Consider the following 15944-nt stretch of genomic DNA (forward strand, 5'->3'; position numbering starts at 1 on the left):
GTCATGGAACGGGTCTCCTGTCAACAGATGAACGGTTTCAGCACCACCCATCGTGCCGGACAGAGACCCGTTCCCCACCCCCAGCGCCCACAACGTCATGACCCACAACATCTAAGCTGGTCCCATGGCTCGTTATTACCCGGTTCACCCGGTGAACCCGCAGCAGCGCTCGATCAACCAGACAGCCGACCTGCTCCGCGAGGGAGCCGTCATCGCGTACCCGACCGATTCCGGGTTCGCGCTGGGCGCGGCCTATGGCAACAAGGCAGGGATCGACCGCATCCGCCGTATTCGTGAACTCGACGAGAGACACCACTTGTCGGTCGTCGTCAGCGACTTCGCCCAGCTCGGTACGTACGTTGAGATGGGCAACCGCCAGTTCCGGGCCATCAAGGCGGCAACGCCCGGCCCGTACACGTTCATCCTGCGCGCCAGCCGTGACGTGCCGCGTACCATGCTGCACCCGAGCCACCGCACGGTGGGGGCAAGGGTGCCCGATCACGTGACGGCGCTGGCGCTCATCGAGGCACTCGGTGAGCCGATCGTCTCGTCCACGCTCATCCTTCCCGGCGAGGAGGGACCCATGGCCGACGGCTGGCAGATCAAGGAGGCTCTCGACAGCGACATCGATGCCGTCCTCGACTCCGGTGACGCCGGGTACCTGCCGACCACCGTCATCGACCTGACCGGTGACGAACCCGAGATCGTGCGCCGTGGCGGTGGAAGCACCGAGCTGTTCGAGTGACCCGGTCGGTGCCCCTGAGCGGCTGAACCGTGGGCGGCGCGCCGCCGGAGCGACGATGCAAGGGGCATCACCGTGACGGATTCGTGCGTGAGGGAGCGACGGGGGAGTACCCTCCGGCTGAGACTGGCAGGGGCGCGGGCCTCAGAGCAGGGCGGCGATCAGCAGCATCAGGACGACCGGGACGAGCAGCACCCACATCTGTGTGGTGACGGTCCGCCCGTTCTTCCTTCGCCGGAGCAGCCAGCCGGCCGCCAGCCCCATGAGGAATCCCCCCAGTTTCTGCTGCCAGGGGATCCACGGGTACATGAACACCAGGAGGAGGTTGATGACGAGGATGGTCCAGAAACCGCTCATGGAGCGCAGCTGGTCCCTCGGCAGGAGGGTGATGAGCAGACCGAACGTGCCGAGGATCACGGCCGATGCGCCGGTGGGGATGAGGTACACGTCGAAGACGCGGCACCACAGGACGACCGTCGCCGAACCGGCGGCGATCAGCAGCAGGTAGACCAGCAGGAAGTCGATGTGGCCCAGGGCCGGTTCCAGGCTGCGGCCCATGATCCAGATCATGAGCAGGGCGAAGATGAGGCTGAACAGGCTCACATTCGTGTAGACGAACCCGCCGGTGATGAGCCGCCATGGTTGGCTGAACGCCAGATCGGGGCTCATCTCGAGGGCCCCGGCCACCTGGGGGGCGAAGATCGAGAAGAACCACAGGGCCGCATTGATCGCCATCACGATGTAGGTGACGAGCGGCTGGGGCTCCCGCGGTATCGGCTGACCTGCAGTGACGACGCCACCGTCAGGCGTCTCCACGTACTGCGGGGCGCTCGGCATCTGGGCCGGCTGCTGGCCCCAGACCGGCATGGCGGAGCCCCCGCCCATCCCGGGGCCCGGCTGACCGCCTGCCGCGTAGGGGTTCTGCACCGGCTGGGGAGTGCCCGTTCCGTAGGGGTTCTGTTCGGAGGCAGGCGGCGTGTAGCCGTGCGATCTTTGTGGATCCCAGGAGGGGTTCTGCGGTCCCGCTCCGGGACGGGCGTCGGCCCGAGACGTGTCGGCTCCCCGGGACCGGCTGCTGTCGCCTGCCGTGGAGGTCCATCCCTGTGACTGGGGTGAGGCTGGAGCGGGGCCGCCACCGTCCGGTCCTGCCGGGGCCCACTCCTGCGGCAGAGGCGATGCGGTGCCGGCATCGAAGGCCGGTGCCTGGTTGTCTGTCGGCTGCCCGGGCTGTGACCACATCGGTGTCAAGGGCACCCGAGGGGGCTGCCCGGGCACGGGACCGGGGCTGGTCCCGTCGAAGCCAGGCTCTTCGAGCGAGGGCCATGCGGAATCAGGGGCGGTGAAATCAGGCATCCCGGGCGGGGGAGTCGCCTCGGTGCCGCCGTCCTTGTTCGTCTCGTCACTCACCCAACCAGTCTACGGGCGTGCAGCAGACCGCCTTCTTCGCGCGCATGCGGGCAGCCCCGCCCTCGCGAGGACACATGCGCGAAGAGACAAGCCAGTGACAAGCGCGGAGGTGATCCTGCGGGACTGTTCAGCTCAAGGCTTGACGGCCCCGGACCGGGGAAAACTGGGGGATGATGGCTCGGTGACGAACTGGGTCTTCTTCCATGCGCATCCCGACGACGAGGCGAGTCAGACCTCCGGCACCATGGCCATGGCACACGAGAGGGGTGACCGGGTCGTCGAGATCCTCGCCACCGATGGTGCACTCGGTGTCGTCCCCGACGGTCTCGGCCCGGAAGAACTGGCCGGGCACCGCCGGGCCGAGCACGAGCGAGCCGCCGAGGTCATCGGCATCGACCGAATCGTCCGCCTGGGTTTTGCGGACTCGGGCATGGCCGGCTGGGACTCCAACCGGAACCCCGCGGCCTTCTGCAACGCGGATCGGGAACTGGTGGCCGAACAGGTCGCGAGGATCCTGCGCGAGGAGGACGCCGACGTGTTCGTCCACTACGACCCGCGCGGCAACTACGGCCATCCCGACCACGTCATGGTGCACCGTGTCGGTGCCGCTGCGGCGGCCCTGTGCGATCCACAGCTGCGTGTGCTCGAGGAGACGGTCAACCAGGACGCCATGATCGACAGTTACGAGAAGGCCCGTGTGATGGGTCTCGACAGCAACATGTGGGGTCCAGAGGCGGTCGGTGACGACGGCGAACTGATCGGTTCGCCGCAGTCGTTGATCCGCTGGGCCGTCGACCTGCCCGACCACATCATCATCACCAAGCACCGTGCCCTGGAGGCCCATTCCAGCCAGGCGAGCGACGTGGGTGTCATGCTGTCGCTCCCGGCCGACGCCTTCGCCCTCATGTTCGGCATCGAGTACTACCGCGAACCCGCCGACCCGGGCCCGATGAGGCACGCCTGGCCCATGTGAGACCGGACGTGGTCATCATGGTCGAGGGCCGTCAGGGGCGAGCGGCCGCCGCCATCTTCCACACCTCCGCCGGCATGGGAACTCGCAGACGCCAGTCGATACCGATCGGGCGGCTGCCTTCATGGGATATGTAGTCAGCCGTTCCCAGACACAGATAAGGTGCCCCGGCGCCGTACTCGCTCTTTTTGTCCTCACGTACGAACAGCACTCTCTCGCTGCCAGATCCGTCAAGTCCTAGATATCGGCGAGCCGTTGGAGATTCCACAGAGGTAGTCGACTGGGACTCCCAATGGAAGATTGACTCGGAGATCGCCACGTCGTTGTACATGGTCGTCGGGGAATACCCTTTCTCATTCTTGCGCAATGTGATGAGTAGGGCATCCGCATTGAGCTTTTTGCTGAAGAAGACGCCCTCGCGGATCGAGTTCGGGTGTCGGTCAAAACCGCCATGCCTCATACCGACGACGATTTCCTCCCTGGTATAGCGGGCGTGGACGCGCAGGGCCTCGTCGTGAAGACGACCGGAAAGGGGGCGGGTGATGTGTCGGATGCGCCGCGCTGCCACGTCGAGCACTTGGCTGAACTCGTCGCAGGCAGCCGGCTCGTCGGTGAGCGCCGCCAGCGCCTGGCCAAGGTTGGCGAACTTGCCGCCATCTGGCCAGATGGTGAAGACCAGCATCCTGAGGAGCGTCAGCTCGCGTCGGTTGAGGGTACTGAGGGGCGGGAGTTCACCGGCGAGCGCCTGACGGTAGACGTCCAGTCGTTCCTGGTCATCGACGTGGGAGAGAGCGCGGGCGCGTCGAATGATCGTGTCATGTCGCGGGCCTTTTCGCCGTACCGGAAGACCAGCATCCTCGCGGAGCTTGGTCCAGCTGTTTCTGGCCGTCGATGATGTCGAGATCACCGAACTCAGCTCGTGCTCTGATTCTTGTAGGAACGTTCCAAGATCACAGTCCCCGCGCGACGAAACGAGCTGTCTCAGGTCGATGACCTTCTGATTCCACCTCGGGTTCAGCTGGCTTTTAAGATTATCAAGGATGATCTCTTGGCTCATCTGGTCAATGCTTATCTCGGTCCCAGCTGGCAAGACATGAAAACCTTCGCTGATGCGCTGACGTAGCTCGCTTTTTGTGGAGCCTGTCAGCGCACACAACTTCTTGTCGAATCGGAACTCTGCGTGTTGCATCCCGACAAAGTCCAGCACGGTCAGGGCTGCCTTGTCCCGGGACTTGCGCAGTCCTCTGCCAAGTTGTTGTAGGAAAAGAGTCGAGGACTCGGTAGGGCGCAGGAAGAGGACCGTGTCGATCTCGGGTAGGTCGATGCCTTCGTTGTACAGGTCAACGGTGAAGATGATGTTCGTCGTTCGTCCTCGCAGCTGGTCTAAGGCATGTGCACGTTCCTCGTCCGAGCTCTGGCCTGTCACGGCGAGAGCAGGCACGCCGGCTTGGTTGAAAACCCTGCTCATGTAGCGGGCATGGCGGACGCTGACGCAGAACCCGATGGCTCGCATACCCCGTGGATCGATTACCAGCCGATGAAGCTGTGTCAAGATGAGTGCACTCCGCGCTTCGTCCTGGACGTACAGCTCGCTCAGCGCCTCCGGGTCGTAGCGTCCACGATTCCAGGACAGCCCTCGGAGGTCTGTGTTGTCCGATATCGCGAAGTAGTGGAAGGGGCATAACAGATCGGCCTCGAGGGCATCCCACAGCCTGATCTCGTAGGCACTGCGGCCATCGAAGAAGCTGCGGATGTCGACGCCATCAGCACGCTCAGGAGTGGCAGTCAGTCCAAGCAACTCCTTTGGTTTAAGCCGGCTCAAGAGTTTCCGATAGCTCGTCGCATGCGCGTGGTGGAACTCGTCGATCACGACATAGTCGAAGAGATCTTGTCTGATCATGTCCAAGCGCGGGCTCAAAGACTGCACGGTGGCGAAGACGTGTCGCCAGCGTAATGGTTCATGGCCATTACCCAACAGTTCACCGAAGGAACCATCTTTGAGTACAGCTCGGAAAGTACTGCGAGCCTGCTTCAAGATTTCGATGCGATGGGCCACGAAGAGCATGGTGGGAAGCCGTCCATCACTGCACAGACTGCGATAATCAAACGCGGAGATCACGGTCTTTCCAGTTCCCGTGGCTGCTATGACCAGGTTACGGTGGTGCTCATGCATCTCACGCTCGATGCGCAGGGCTTCCAGTGCCTCCTGTTGGTGGGGATAGGGGCGTACGTCCAGGTTCACTGGGATGACATCGCTGAAACGTGCCGAGCCACCGCTGGCCAAATCGAGTTGTTCGTCGAGGCGATTTGCATCCCGGGTTGGGTTGTAGATTTCATATGAGGGGTCATTCCAATAGGTTTCGAAGGTTCTACGGAACTTGGCCAGTAGAGGTCCCGTCTGTTCCTTGGACAGTCGTACATTCCATTCAACGCCATCCAGTAGTGCAGCCCTGGAAAGATTCGACGAACCCACATAAGCCGTGTCCCAGCCAGTGTTGCGGTGAAAATACCAGGACTTTGCGTGCAACCGGGTGCGTTTGGTGTCGTATTGGACCCGAACCTCGGCGCCGAACTCACGGACCAGCCGGTCGATCGCCCTGCGCTCAGTCGCACCGATATACGTGGTAGTGATAACGCGCAAACGTCCGCCACGCGCGCGCAGCGCAGCGAGTTCATCCTCGAGGAGACGCAGGCCGGTCCATTTAAGGAATGCGCAGAGCAGATCCACGTTGTCTGCTGAGGCCAGTTCAGCTCGCAACTCTGAGTTGAGTGTCGGATCGTGCGAGGCGTTGGTCAAAAGCGCGGCATCATTGAGTGGGGTCTCAGGGCGAGTATGAAAGTAATGCTTGTCGATGATTTCACTACGTGGCATGAGAGCAGTGATCTCGGTTTGGTCAACAGGTGTCTTTGACACTTGGCCGATCGCGGTCAAGAGCTGCTCGATGATCAGCGCTCGTTGTTCCCTGGGAAGACTGCTCAGATGGGCCCGCACGATGTTTGCCACATGTCGGGCATACCGCTCGGGGACCTCAGCGTCATCAATCTTGTCCAGACAAGGTTCGATCGCTGCGGAGCTCTGCCGCAGGCTCTCCTGGAGTTCTCTGGTGAGAATGGTTTCAGTGACTCCGGGGAATTGCCAATCAACGCCAGCACCACTCATAGCCGGCAACCTACCAGGCGCTCGTCCTGAGGCGGTTCCGCCTGGCCGAGACGACAGTTGTCCGGTGCATCGGATGATGCACCGGACAACTGTCGTCTCGTACCTTCTTCAAGGGTGCAGCGCTGGCGCGATTGGTGGGGACCGATTCAAATCAACCCGTCCATGCCTCTCCCTTGGCCTGTACCGCCGTACGGACCGTCAGTTTGGGACTTGCGCCAGTATTGGACCGTCAGTGAGTTCTTGATGTCACTGAGGGTCCTGCCCCTGCTCGGGCCCGGTGTCGTCCTGCGGTCCCGCCTCCTGCGGCGGAGTGTCCGGGCCACCGGCCTGGGTGGACCCGTTGGCCTGGCCGAAGCCCTCCCCGGGAGTACTCTCGTCGTCCAGGCTCGCGAGGAAGTCCTCGACTGCCTGACCGATCTCTTCGGCGTTGGGCAGGCCCTCGCCGTTGGTCGGCAGGGAACGGTCGGCCATGAACCTGTCGTACTGGGTCTCCAGTTGGGTGACGATCTGCTGCAGCTGCTCGGAGGCGTTCACCTGGGCGTCGATCTGGCCGCGCACCAGCCGGGCGGCCTGCTCCAGGTCACCCATCGGCACGTCGAGACCGGCGTTGAGGTTCAGCCCGTGCACGAGGGCTATCGCGGCCGGCGGGTACTCGTTCTCCGCCAGGTACTGGGGCACGTGAACGGCCAGGTTGATGACGTCGAGGTTCTTCTCGCCGAAACGCTGGGTCATCATCGACGAGAAGGAGGCGCTCATGCGGAACGACCCGATGCCCTGATTACCGGGCAGCAACTCCGGCCGGGTGGACAGCTTCGTCAGCGACGCCGGCCTGGTGTGGGGAACCGGCATCGGCACGCCCTGCGCGGTTATCACGAGCTGCACGTCGAGCTCGTCGACGATGCGCTCGATCGAACTCGTGACACGCTCCCACTGCAGCGACGGCTCGGGGCCGGTCAGCAGCAGGAAGGGCGCGCCGGACTTGTCGGTGACCTCGTGCAACTCGATCGCCGGTGTCTGATAGTTGGTGTAGTGGTCGACGTCCAGGTCGATCATGGGGCGGTGCTCCCGGTAGTCCATGATCTGATCGACGTCAAAGGAACCGAGCTTGCGGTGGGCGAGAGTGTTGAGCAGGTGCTCGTCCAACTGCGCCTGAGCCGAACCCGCGTCTGCATAGCTGCCCAGGGTGATCACCAGCACGCGGTCGTGAATGGTGCGCTGGTCGATGGAGCTCTCGTAGTGGAACAGTGATGTGGGATCGGGCATGTCTTCTTCCTCCTGCGCTTGCGTCGCGTGCGGGCGCGATCACGACACATAAGGTGCAACACCTGTGAGACGCGATTCATTCCAGAAACTTCAGCGGCCCTGACTCAACTTTACGTGACACGCTGGGAGATCCCGAACCGCGCTGTGCCCCGGGCCAGGACACGGCCTCAGGCGAGCAGCGTCCGGTCGGACAGCTGGACGCCCTTGATCTTGTCGAACTCGGCCATCAGGTCCTCGACGCTGGCCGCCGCCTTGTCCTCGCCGCCCAGCTCAAGGATGATGCGTCCCTCGTGCATCATGATGAGTTTGTTGCCCAGCCGCAGGGCCTGGCCCATGTTGTGCGTGACCATCAGGGTGGTCAGGCCCTTCTCCGCGACGAGCTCACGTGTCAGGCGCGTGATGAGTTCGGCGCGCTGTGGGTCGAGGGCCGCGGTGTGCTCGTCCAGCAGCAGCATCTTCGGATTACTGAAGGTCGCCATGACCAGTGACAGTGCCTGCCGCTGCCCGCCCGAGAGCAGACCGACCTTGGTGGTCAGACGGTCCTCGAGCCCCTGTTCGAGCACCGCGAGCCGCTCGCGGAAGAAGGAGCGCTTGGCCTGGGTGATGCCGGGGCCGAGGCCGCGGGTCGTGCCGCGGCCCAGGGCCAGTGCGAGGTTCTCCTCGATCGTCATGTGCGCGGCGGTGCCCGCCATCGGGTCCTGGAAGACCCGCGCCACATGGCGGGCGACCTTGTAGTCGGGGAGGCGGTCGACGCGCTGGCCGTCGATCTTCACCGCGCCGCCGTCGGGCCGGTAGCGTCCTGAGATCGTGTTCAGCAGGGTCGACTTCCCGGCGCCGTTCGAGCCGATGACGGTGCAGAAATCGCCTTCGTCCAGGTGCAGGTCCACTCCTGCCAGGGCGACCTTCTCGTTGATCGTCCCGGGGAAGAAGGCCTTGTGAATGTTCACCACGTCAAGCATGTCAGGCTCCTGGTTTCACCAGACCGGACACGGGGTCACGGTCCTCGATCGGCGCCGTCACGTCGGGCTCGGCGGGCAGGTTGCGGGCCCGCCGGCGGGCGCGGACATTGGCGAACACGCCCCAGCGCGGGATGAGCAGGGCCAGGACGACGATGACGGCGCTGACGAGCTTCATGTCATTGGGCTGCAGCCCCACCATGAGGGCCAGCTGGATGATGACGCGGTAGATGATCGAACCGAAGCAGACGGCGGCGGTGGCCACCGCGACCCGCGACGAGCTGAAGATCGCCGTGCCGATGATGACCGAGGCCAGGCCCGCGACGATGAGGCCGATGCCCATCGAGATGTCGGCGTAGCCCTGGTACTGGGCGATGAGGGCCCCGGAGGCTGCGACCAGCCCGTTCGACAGCGCCAGCCCGATGATCTTCGTCGTGTTCGTGTTGATGCCGTTGGCCCTGGCCATCGACTCGTTGTCGCCCGTGGCGCGCATCGCGAAACCGAGATTCGTCGACAGGAACCAGTTCATGGCGAGGACGAACAGGGCGAGGACCAGCGCGAAGAGCACGATGGAGGTCAGCGTGCCCAGCAGGGCGCGGTCGGACAGCGGGGTGAACACCGTCGTGGCGCGCAGCAACGGCAGGTTCGCCCTGCCCATGATGCGCAGGTTGATCGAGTAGAGCGCGATCTGGGTGAGGATGCCGGCCAGCAGCGGGTGGATCTTGCCCATGGTGTTCAGCAGCCCCGTCACCATGCCGGCGAGCAGGCCGCCGCCGAAACCGGCGGCGGTTGCCAACACCGGGTTGCCCCCGTGGGTGATGATGAGGGCGCAGAGCCCCGCCCCGGTGGTGAAGCTGCCGTCGACCGTCAGGTCGGCGAAGTCGAGGATCCTGAAGGTGAGGTAGACCCCCAGGGCCATGAGCCCGTACAACAGGCCCAGTTCGATGGCACCGGGCATGAACGTTCAGCCGACCTTCTCGGCGCCGTCGAGCAGGTCATCGGGGATCGTGACGTCCATGGCCTGCGCGGCCGCCTCGTTGACGTAGACGGTCAGGTCGGACTGGGTCTCCACGGGCATGGTCGCCGGGTCCGCGCCGTCGCGCAGGATCCGGATTGCCATCTCGCCCGTCTGGCGCCCCAGCTTGGTGTAGTCGATGCCGTAGGTGATGACACCGCCGTTGCGCACGGAGTCGCCCTCGCCGACGATCAGGGGGATCTTGCGGTCCTCGCACAGCGCGACGACAGTGGCCAGACCGGAGATGACGTTGTTGTCGGTGGGCAGGTAGATCGCGTCGACGTCGAGGGCCTCGGCCGCCTGCTGGAGTTCGGCGGTGTTGGTGATCGTCTTCTCCTGGACCGTCAGTCCCTGGTCATCGGCGGCCTCACGGGCCAGGTCGATCTGGACCTGTGAGTTGACCTCGCCGGAGGAGTAGAGGAAGCCGACCGAGGCGGCGTCGGGCTTGATCTGCTTGATGAGGCCGATCTGCTCGGCGACCGGGTTCATGTCGCTCGTGCCGGTGACATTGCCGCCGGGGGCGTCCTCGGACTCGACGAGCTGGGCCGTCGTCGGGTCGGTCACGGCGGTGAACAGGACCGGGGTCTGGGTGATGGTCTGGGCGGCGGCCTGAGCGGCCGGGGTGCCGATGGCAAGAACCAGGTCGAGTCCCTGGGAGGAGAACTTCGAGGCGATGTTCGTCGCGGTGCCCTGGTCGCCCTGGGCGTTCTGCTCGTCGAACTCGCAGGAGATGCCGGCCTCCTCGAAGGCGGACTTGAAGCCCTCACGGGCGGCGTCCAGCGAGCTGTGGGTGAGGATCTGCATGATGCCGATCGAGTAGCTGGTGGACGAGGAACCCGAACTGCTCGAGTCGGAGGAACAGGCGGCCAGCGGACCGGCCAGGGCAGCGAGACCGGCAGCGGAGAGCAGGGTTCGTCGATTCATGATTGTCCTTGCCATGATGAAAGAAAATTTTTGAGGGCTTCACGTTAACGCTCGACGCAGGTGCGCTCCGCCCGTGCCCGACCGCTGGACATTCTCCCGTCGCGGCGGTGGAACCGGGTCGCGAACGAAAGATCGTGTGGTGCCATGGCAGTCGGGACAGCCTGTCGGCTAACTAGGATTGTACGGGCCGGCCGGACCGGGCCGGTCCTGGGGGAAGGGGGAACAATGCCGGTCAGTCCTCGCCTGGTCCTGGTGCGACACGGCCAGACCGAGTGGAACACCCAGCAGCGCTGGCAGGGGGCCACGGACATTCCCCTCAACGAGACCGGGAGGCGGCAGGCGAGATCGGCCGCGCCCTTCTACGCCTCGCTCGGGCCGGTGGCGATCTGGAGTTCCCCGCTGAGCCGCGCCATTGACACGGCAAGCGAGGTCGCCGCACTGGCGGGGCTCGAGGTCCACACCGATGATCGTCTCAAGGAGATGGACTTCGGCGAGGCCGAGGGGCGCGTCTGGGAGGAGGTCCTGGCCCTCGATCCGACCATCGCCGAGTGGCGGACCGGGCAGGACGTGCTGTGGCCGGGCGGCGAGTCCGGCTCGCTCGTCCAGCGGCGCATGGGCGGGGCACTCTCACAGATCGACCAGTCGGCGCCCGACGGCGTCGTGCTCGTCTTCACGCACGGCACGGCCATCCGCATGGGCTCTGCGGCCATGCTCGGATGGGGGATCGAGGGGGCATGGCGTCTCGGTTCGGTGGGCAACTGCTGCTCGACCGGCCTGGTGGCCACGAGCGCCGGGTGGCGTCTCGATCACTTCAACGCCTCACCGCAGTGGGGGCATGACGAGCGACACGTGCTACTTTGACCGCCATGGCGAATGCGGAGGGGACGAGCGGCGCCGGTGACTTCATCAGCGACGCGATCGGGCATGACATCGACGGCGGCGTCTACAAGGGGCGTGTCCAGACTCGTTTTCCCCCCGAACCGAACGGATACCTGCACATCGGTCATGCGAAGGCCATCACTGTCGACTTCGGTACGGCCGAGAAGTTCGGCGGCGTGTGCAATGTGCGCCTCGATGACACCAATCCGGTGGCCGAGAACCCGGAGTTCGTGCAGTCGATCCTCGACGACATCGCCTGGCTCGGGTACGAACCGGCCGCCGTCCTGCACGCCTCCGGCTACTTCGAGCAGCTCTACCAGTGGGCGCGGTACCTGATCGAGCAGGGTCTGGCCTACGTCGACGACCAGGACAACGAGACCATCTCGGCCCAGCGCGGCGGGTACGGGCGGCCCGGCGTCGAGAGCCCCTTCCGGGACCGTTCCGTCGAGGAGAACCTCGACCTGTTCACCCGCATGCGCGCCGGCGAGTTCCCCGACGGCTCCCGCGTGCTGCGGGCCAAGATCGACATGGCCTCGGACAACATGGTGCTGCGCGACCCGGTGATGTACCGCATCCGTCACGCCGAACATCACCAGACGGGCATGCAGTGGCCGATCTACCCGACCTACGACTGGGCGCACGGCCAGAGCGACGCCATCGAGGGCGTCACCCACTCGCTGTGCACCCTCGAATTCGACACCCACCGTCCGCTGTACGACTGGTACCTCAACCACCTGCCCCTGCCGACGGAGAAACCACGCCAGATCGAGTTCGCGCGGCTCGAACTCACGTACACGATCACATCCAAGCGCCGCCTGGCGAGGCTCGTCCGTGACGGCATCGTGGACGGGTGGGACGATCCGCGCATGCCGACGCTGCGTGGTCTGCGGCGTCGCGGCTACCCCGCCAAGGCGGTCCGCGACTTCTGCGCCTACCTGGGCACCACGCGCACCAATGCACGGCACAACATCGAGGAACTCGAGTCCTTCGTCCGCCGCGAACTCAACACGACGAGCCGGCGGCGCATGGTCGTCACCCGGCCACTGCACCTGGTGATCGACAACTGGCCCACCGACGAGAACGGCAGCCCCGTCGTCGAGTACTTCCCGCTGACGAACAACCCCGAGAACCCGGACGAGGGCACCCGGCTGGCGGCCTTCACCGGTGACCTGTTCATCGAGCAGGAGGACTTCGCCGAGACGCCCCCGCCGAAGTTCTTCCGCCTGGCACCCGGCCGCGAGGTGCGTCTGCGCGGCGCCTATCTCGTCACCGCCACCGGTGTGGTCAAGGACGAGAACGGACAGGTCGTCGAGGTGCACGCCACCTACGACCCGGCCACCCGCGGGGGCGACGCCCCCGATGGGCGCAAGGTGAAGTCGACGATGCACTGGGTCAGCGTCCCTCACGCCGTCGATCTCGACGTGGCCCTCTACGACCGCCTGTTCACCACGCCCAACCCCGGGGAGAGCACCGGGGAGCCGCTCGACGACCTCAACCCCGACTCACGTGAACTGCTGTCGGCCAAGGGCGAGGCCGCGATCACCGATGTCGAGCCGGGCCAGGTCGTCCAGTTCGAGCGCCTCGGCTACTTCGCCGCCGACCCTGACCGTCCGGGCCTGTTCCACCGCACGGTCGGCCTGCGCGACGAGTGGGCGGCCCTGCAGCGCAAGGCGGCGAAGGGCGCGAGGGCGGCGAAGAGGGCCTGAGGGACCCCTGCTGAGGGCCGGTTCGTCCCCACCACCCGTCGCCGGGTAATGGCTGATGTCGCGCCATGGCCATGCGCCGTCGGCGCCCGGGCTGGTCGTCGGCATGTCATGGGCTCGGCTCGGGCACCGGCGGCAAGACGCTCGGTGGGGGAGCAGGCCCCGCTGCTGCTCGTGGGGACCAGGCAGCAGCGGGGCCGGGTGGACCCTTCCGGTCAGATCGTGAAGAGCGTGCTCTCGATGTAGTTGCGGGCCTTGACGGCGTACTCGTGCGGGTTCGCGATCGCCGGGTCCTGCTCGGCCTCGACGAGGATCCACTGGTCATAGCCGTGGTCGACGAGGAGCCGGTAGGGCTCGGTGAAATCGATGCAGCCGTCACCCGGAACCGTGAACATGCCGGCCAGGAAGGAGTCGAGGAAGGAGCGCTCGGCGTCCCGGGACTCGGCCATCTTGTCCGGGCGGACGTCCTTGAAGTGGACGTGCTTGACACGGTCGATGGTGGCCTCCAGCAGCCCCATGACGGTGCCTGCCCCGACGAAGGCGTGGCCGCTGTCGAACAGCAGGGAGACCTTGGCGGGGTCGGTCATCTCCATGAGTCGGATGGTCTCCTCGGTGGTCTGGATGACGGTTCCGAGGTGGTGGTGGTAGACGAGGTCGAGGCCGTGTTCGTGGGCGACATCGCCGAGCCGGTTCAGGCCCTCTGCCAGCACCGGCCACTGCTCCTCGGTGAGGACCGGCTTGTTCGTGAAGATGCTGACGTCGCGGACGCCCTGCACCGATCCGGTCTGTTCCGAGACGACGATGCGAGTGGCGCCCAGGTACTCCAGGTAGCGACAGTTCTCCTCGAAGACGGGGACGACGGCGTCGATGCCGTCCCGCAGGATGAAGGAGGAGAACCACTGGGCGACGATCCGGATGCCGCGCGCCTCGATGCGTTCCTTCACCTCCTCCTTCGGGGGGAAGAAACCGGCGCACTCGGTGCCGGCGTAGCCGACGTCGGCGAGGTCGAGCAGCATGTCGTCGAGGGTGTTGAAGGCCCCGACCTCCGGGATGTCGTCGTTGCGCCAGGCGATGGGGTGCATGCCCCAGTTGATGCCGTGCGGATCCTTGATCGCCGTGGTGGGGTCGAGCCGGAAGGCCATGGTGTGTCTCCATTCTTGGTGTCGAATTACTCGTGGGTGCGAGGTGCGAAGAGAAAGTGGTCGTCGATCGTTCCGATGCCGAGGCATCAGGAGTAGCGCTCCTCCATGTCGTGCTCGATCTGCTCGAGCGAACGGCCGGAGGTCTCGGGCATGATGCGGAACAGCACCACCGCGATGACGAGGTTGAGCACCCCGTAGATCGCATAGGTCAGTCCGCCGCCCAGACCCTCCATCATGGTGGGGAAGGTCCAGGTGATGATCGCGTTGGCGATCCACATGCAGAAGACGGCGGTGCCGTTCATGACGCCGCGGACGTTGGCCGGGAAGATCTCGCCCAGCATCGTCCACACGACGGTGCCATTTGAGGACTGGACGATGAGCATGAACACGGCCATGAGGCCGAGGACGAGGAAGGCGGCCCAGGACGGCGGCGTGCTGCCGTCCGCCATGTGCGGGGCGATGGCCAGCTGGAAGGTGGCGGCGATGCCGAGCAGGCAGATGCCCACGCCCGTGACGTCGGCGATGAGGATCTGACGGCGGCGGAACTGGAGGATGAGCCAGATGCCGATGGCCGAACCGATGACGCTCATGACACCGTTGGCCACCTGAGCGGTGATCGAGGTCGAGGTGGACATGCCCGCGTACTCCAGCACCTTGGGCGCGTAGTACATGATCGTGTTGACGCCGGTGGTCTGGTTGATGATGGCCAGGAAGATGCCGACGAAGAGCAGTTTGCGCAGCCAGGGTGTGGCGAGAACGTATCCCAGTCCTCTCTTCTGGGCCTCCTCGGCCAGTTCGTGCTGGCGGGCCTCGGCCATTTCCATGAGCTCGTCCTCGAGCGGGCCATCGCGGTGCGGGTCGCGCACGCGCTTGAGGGAGCCGATGGCGTCATAGAGCCGCTCCTTGGCGATGTACCAGCGGGAGGACTCGGGCATGAGCCGGATCCCGATCCACAGCGCGACGGCCGGGATCGAGCACAGGACGAGCATGTAGCGCCAGGTCTCGCCGTTGCCGCCCGCGATGACGAGCTGATCGAGGAAGGCGTGGTACTGCTCGGTGTTCATCGTGCCGCCCTGGGAGGCCTGGAGGGCCTGGACGGTGTCATATGCGTACTCGCCCGGGGCGAGTGTGCCCGAGGGATCGGCCTCGATCGTGATCCGGGGGCCGCCCTGGATGTTGCTGATGATGGCGTTCATCGTGAAGGCGAGCAGCTGCCCGGTGACGATCATGAGCTGGTCGATGGCGACGATCGAGCCCCGGATGCGTTTGGGGGCGGTCTCGGCGAGATAGACGGGCACGGTGGCGCTGGCGCCGCCGACGGCGAAACCGAGGACGACGCGGAACGGGTACATGACCCAGATGTTCGGGGCGAAGGTGGTGCCCAGGGCGCCGATCAGGAACACGATGGCGAGCAGCGTGATGTTGTGCCGCCTGCCGTACCGGTCGGAGAGCCGGCCGCCGAAGAGGGCCCCGAAGGCAGCGCCGATGAGGAGGGTCCCGCCGATGGCGCCCTCCTCGAGGCTGGTGAGCTGGAAGCCCTCGGCGGCCTGGGGCATGTACATGAAGGGGAGTGCGCCGGAGATGACGCCGGTGTCGTAGCCGAACAGCAGAGAGCCGAGGGTGGCCACGCCGGCGATGGCGATGATGCCCCGGTGCTTGCCCGAGGCGGGGGTGGCCGCAACTGCCTGTTTCATCTGGTCCGCGGTGATGTTCTTCAGCGCGGTTCCGTGAGCTTCTTCGCTCATGGTTCTCCATTCGTCGTGGGATCCGCTGGTTTCATGGC

General features: G+C 65.2%; 12 protein-coding genes. 4 read left to right on the forward strand and 8 right to left on the reverse strand.

Features of this window, described 5'->3' with window-relative positions:
• Window positions 1-124 precede the first annotated feature (124 nt).
• Window positions 125-745, forward strand: a complete 621-nt coding sequence (locus PROPJV5_RS00005; protein ID WP_119714307.1) for an L-threonylcarbamoyladenylate synthase — start codon at window positions 125-127, stop codon at window positions 743-745.
• 141 nt (window positions 746-886) lie between these two features.
• On the opposite strand, the gene PROPJV5_RS12475 is transcribed toward PROPJV5_RS00005, so the two are convergent.
• The gene (locus PROPJV5_RS12475; protein ID WP_182858492.1) at window positions 887-1669 is read right to left on the reverse strand and encodes a rhomboid family intramembrane serine protease; all 783 of its coding nucleotides are present in this window, start codon (window positions 1667-1669) and stop codon (window positions 887-889) included.
• A 661-nt stretch (window positions 1670-2330) separates the two neighbouring features.
• On the opposite strand from PROPJV5_RS12475, the gene PROPJV5_RS00015 reads away from it, so the two are divergent.
• Entirely contained in the window at window positions 2331-3122 is a 792-nt protein-coding gene (locus tag PROPJV5_RS00015; RefSeq protein WP_119714309.1) for a PIG-L deacetylase family protein, read from the forward strand.
• A 31-nt stretch (window positions 3123-3153) separates the two neighbouring features.
• Here the strand turns inward: PROPJV5_RS00015 and PROPJV5_RS00020 are convergent, their stop codons facing one another.
• The 5 genes from PROPJV5_RS00020 to PROPJV5_RS00040 all read right to left on the reverse strand — a co-directional run bounded on the left by PROPJV5_RS00020 (window position 3154) and on the right by PROPJV5_RS00040 (window position 10437).
• On the reverse strand, window positions 3154-6279 hold the full coding sequence (locus PROPJV5_RS00020) for a DEAD/DEAH box helicase (protein WP_119714310.1): 3126 nt from the start codon (window positions 6277-6279) through the stop codon (window positions 3154-3156).
• A 246-nt stretch (window positions 6280-6525) separates the two neighbouring features.
• Window positions 6526-7542: a PAC2 family protein gene (locus PROPJV5_RS00025; protein WP_119714311.1), complete on the reverse strand. Its 1017-nt coding sequence runs from the start codon at window positions 7540-7542 to the stop codon at window positions 6526-6528.
• 167 nt (window positions 7543-7709) lie between these two features.
• On the reverse strand, window positions 7710-8501 hold the full coding sequence (locus tag PROPJV5_RS00030) for an ABC transporter ATP-binding protein (RefSeq protein ID WP_119714312.1): 792 nt from the start codon (window positions 8499-8501) through the stop codon (window positions 7710-7712).
• Window position 8502: 1 nt separating this feature from the next.
• Window positions 8503-9456: an ABC transporter permease gene (locus PROPJV5_RS00035; protein WP_119714313.1), complete on the reverse strand. Its 954-nt coding sequence runs from the start codon at window positions 9454-9456 to the stop codon at window positions 8503-8505.
• Between the two features lie 6 nt (window positions 9457-9462).
• Window positions 9463-10437 (reverse strand): ABC transporter substrate-binding protein, encoded by a 975-nt coding sequence (locus PROPJV5_RS00040; RefSeq protein WP_119714314.1) that lies wholly within the window; start codon window positions 10435-10437, stop codon window positions 9463-9465.
• Window positions 10438-10662: 225 nt separating this feature from the next.
• Here PROPJV5_RS00040 and PROPJV5_RS00045 point away from each other — a divergent pair, with 225 nt between their 5' ends.
• Complete coding sequence (locus PROPJV5_RS00045; RefSeq protein ID WP_182858493.1) at window positions 10663-11298, forward strand: histidine phosphatase family protein; 636 nt, start codon at window positions 10663-10665, stop codon at window positions 11296-11298.
• A gap of 5 nt (window positions 11299-11303) precedes the next feature.
• Complete coding sequence (locus PROPJV5_RS00050; RefSeq protein WP_119714316.1) at window positions 11304-13022, forward strand: glutamine--tRNA ligase/YqeY domain fusion protein; 1719 nt, start codon at window positions 11304-11306, stop codon at window positions 13020-13022.
• Window positions 13023-13234: 212 nt separating this feature from the next.
• Here PROPJV5_RS00050 and iolE read toward each other — a convergent pair whose 3' ends face one another.
• Together iolE and PROPJV5_RS00060 are read right to left on the reverse strand one after the other, a co-directional pair.
• Window positions 13235-14161: a myo-inosose-2 dehydratase gene (gene iolE / locus PROPJV5_RS00055; RefSeq protein ID WP_119714317.1), complete on the reverse strand. Its 927-nt coding sequence runs from the start codon at window positions 14159-14161 to the stop codon at window positions 13235-13237.
• A gap of 86 nt (window positions 14162-14247) precedes the next feature.
• Window positions 14248-15855 (reverse strand): MFS transporter, encoded by a 1608-nt coding sequence (locus PROPJV5_RS00060; protein ID WP_220474292.1) that lies wholly within the window; start codon window positions 15853-15855, stop codon window positions 14248-14250.
• Window positions 15856-15944 lie beyond the last annotated feature (89 nt).

Origin of the sequence: Propionibacterium ruminifibrarum, from assembly GCF_900289195.1 — a bacterium.
GTDB classification, from domain to species: domain Bacteria; phylum Actinomycetota; class Actinomycetes; order Propionibacteriales; family Propionibacteriaceae; genus Propionibacterium; species Propionibacterium ruminifibrarum.

What these genes read in the sequence shown, in the direction of transcription:
- PROPJV5_RS00050 (WP_119714316.1), top strand. Translation starts at nt 11,304, where the DNA reads ATGGCGAATGCGGAGGGGACGAGCGGCGCCGGTGACTTCATCAGCGAC.
- PROPJV5_RS00060 (WP_220474292.1), bottom strand. Translation starts at nt 15,855, where the DNA reads ATGAAACAGGCAGTTGCGGCCACCCCCGCCTCGGGCAAGCACCGGGGC.
- PROPJV5_RS00030 (WP_119714312.1), bottom strand. Translation starts at nt 8,501, where the DNA reads ATGCTTGACGTGGTGAACATTCACAAGGCCTTCTTCCCCGGGACGATC.
- iolE (WP_119714317.1), bottom strand. Translation starts at nt 14,161, where the DNA reads ATGGCCTTCCGGCTCGACCCCACCACGGCGATCAAGGATCCGCACGGC.
- PROPJV5_RS00005 (WP_119714307.1), top strand. Translation starts at nt 125, where the DNA reads ATGGCTCGTTATTACCCGGTTCACCCGGTGAACCCGCAGCAGCGCTCG.
- PROPJV5_RS00040 (WP_119714314.1), bottom strand. Translation starts at nt 10,437, where the DNA reads ATGAATCGACGAACCCTGCTCTCCGCTGCCGGTCTCGCTGCCCTGGCC.
- PROPJV5_RS00045 (WP_182858493.1), top strand. Translation starts at nt 10,663, where the DNA reads ATGCCGGTCAGTCCTCGCCTGGTCCTGGTGCGACACGGCCAGACCGAG.
- PROPJV5_RS00020 (WP_119714310.1), bottom strand. Translation starts at nt 6,279, where the DNA reads ATGAGTGGTGCTGGCGTTGATTGGCAATTCCCCGGAGTCACTGAAACC.
- PROPJV5_RS00025 (WP_119714311.1), bottom strand. Translation starts at nt 7,542, where the DNA reads ATGCCCGATCCCACATCACTGTTCCACTACGAGAGCTCCATCGACCAG.
- PROPJV5_RS00035 (WP_119714313.1), bottom strand. Translation starts at nt 9,456, where the DNA reads ATGCCCGGTGCCATCGAACTGGGCCTGTTGTACGGGCTCATGGCCCTG.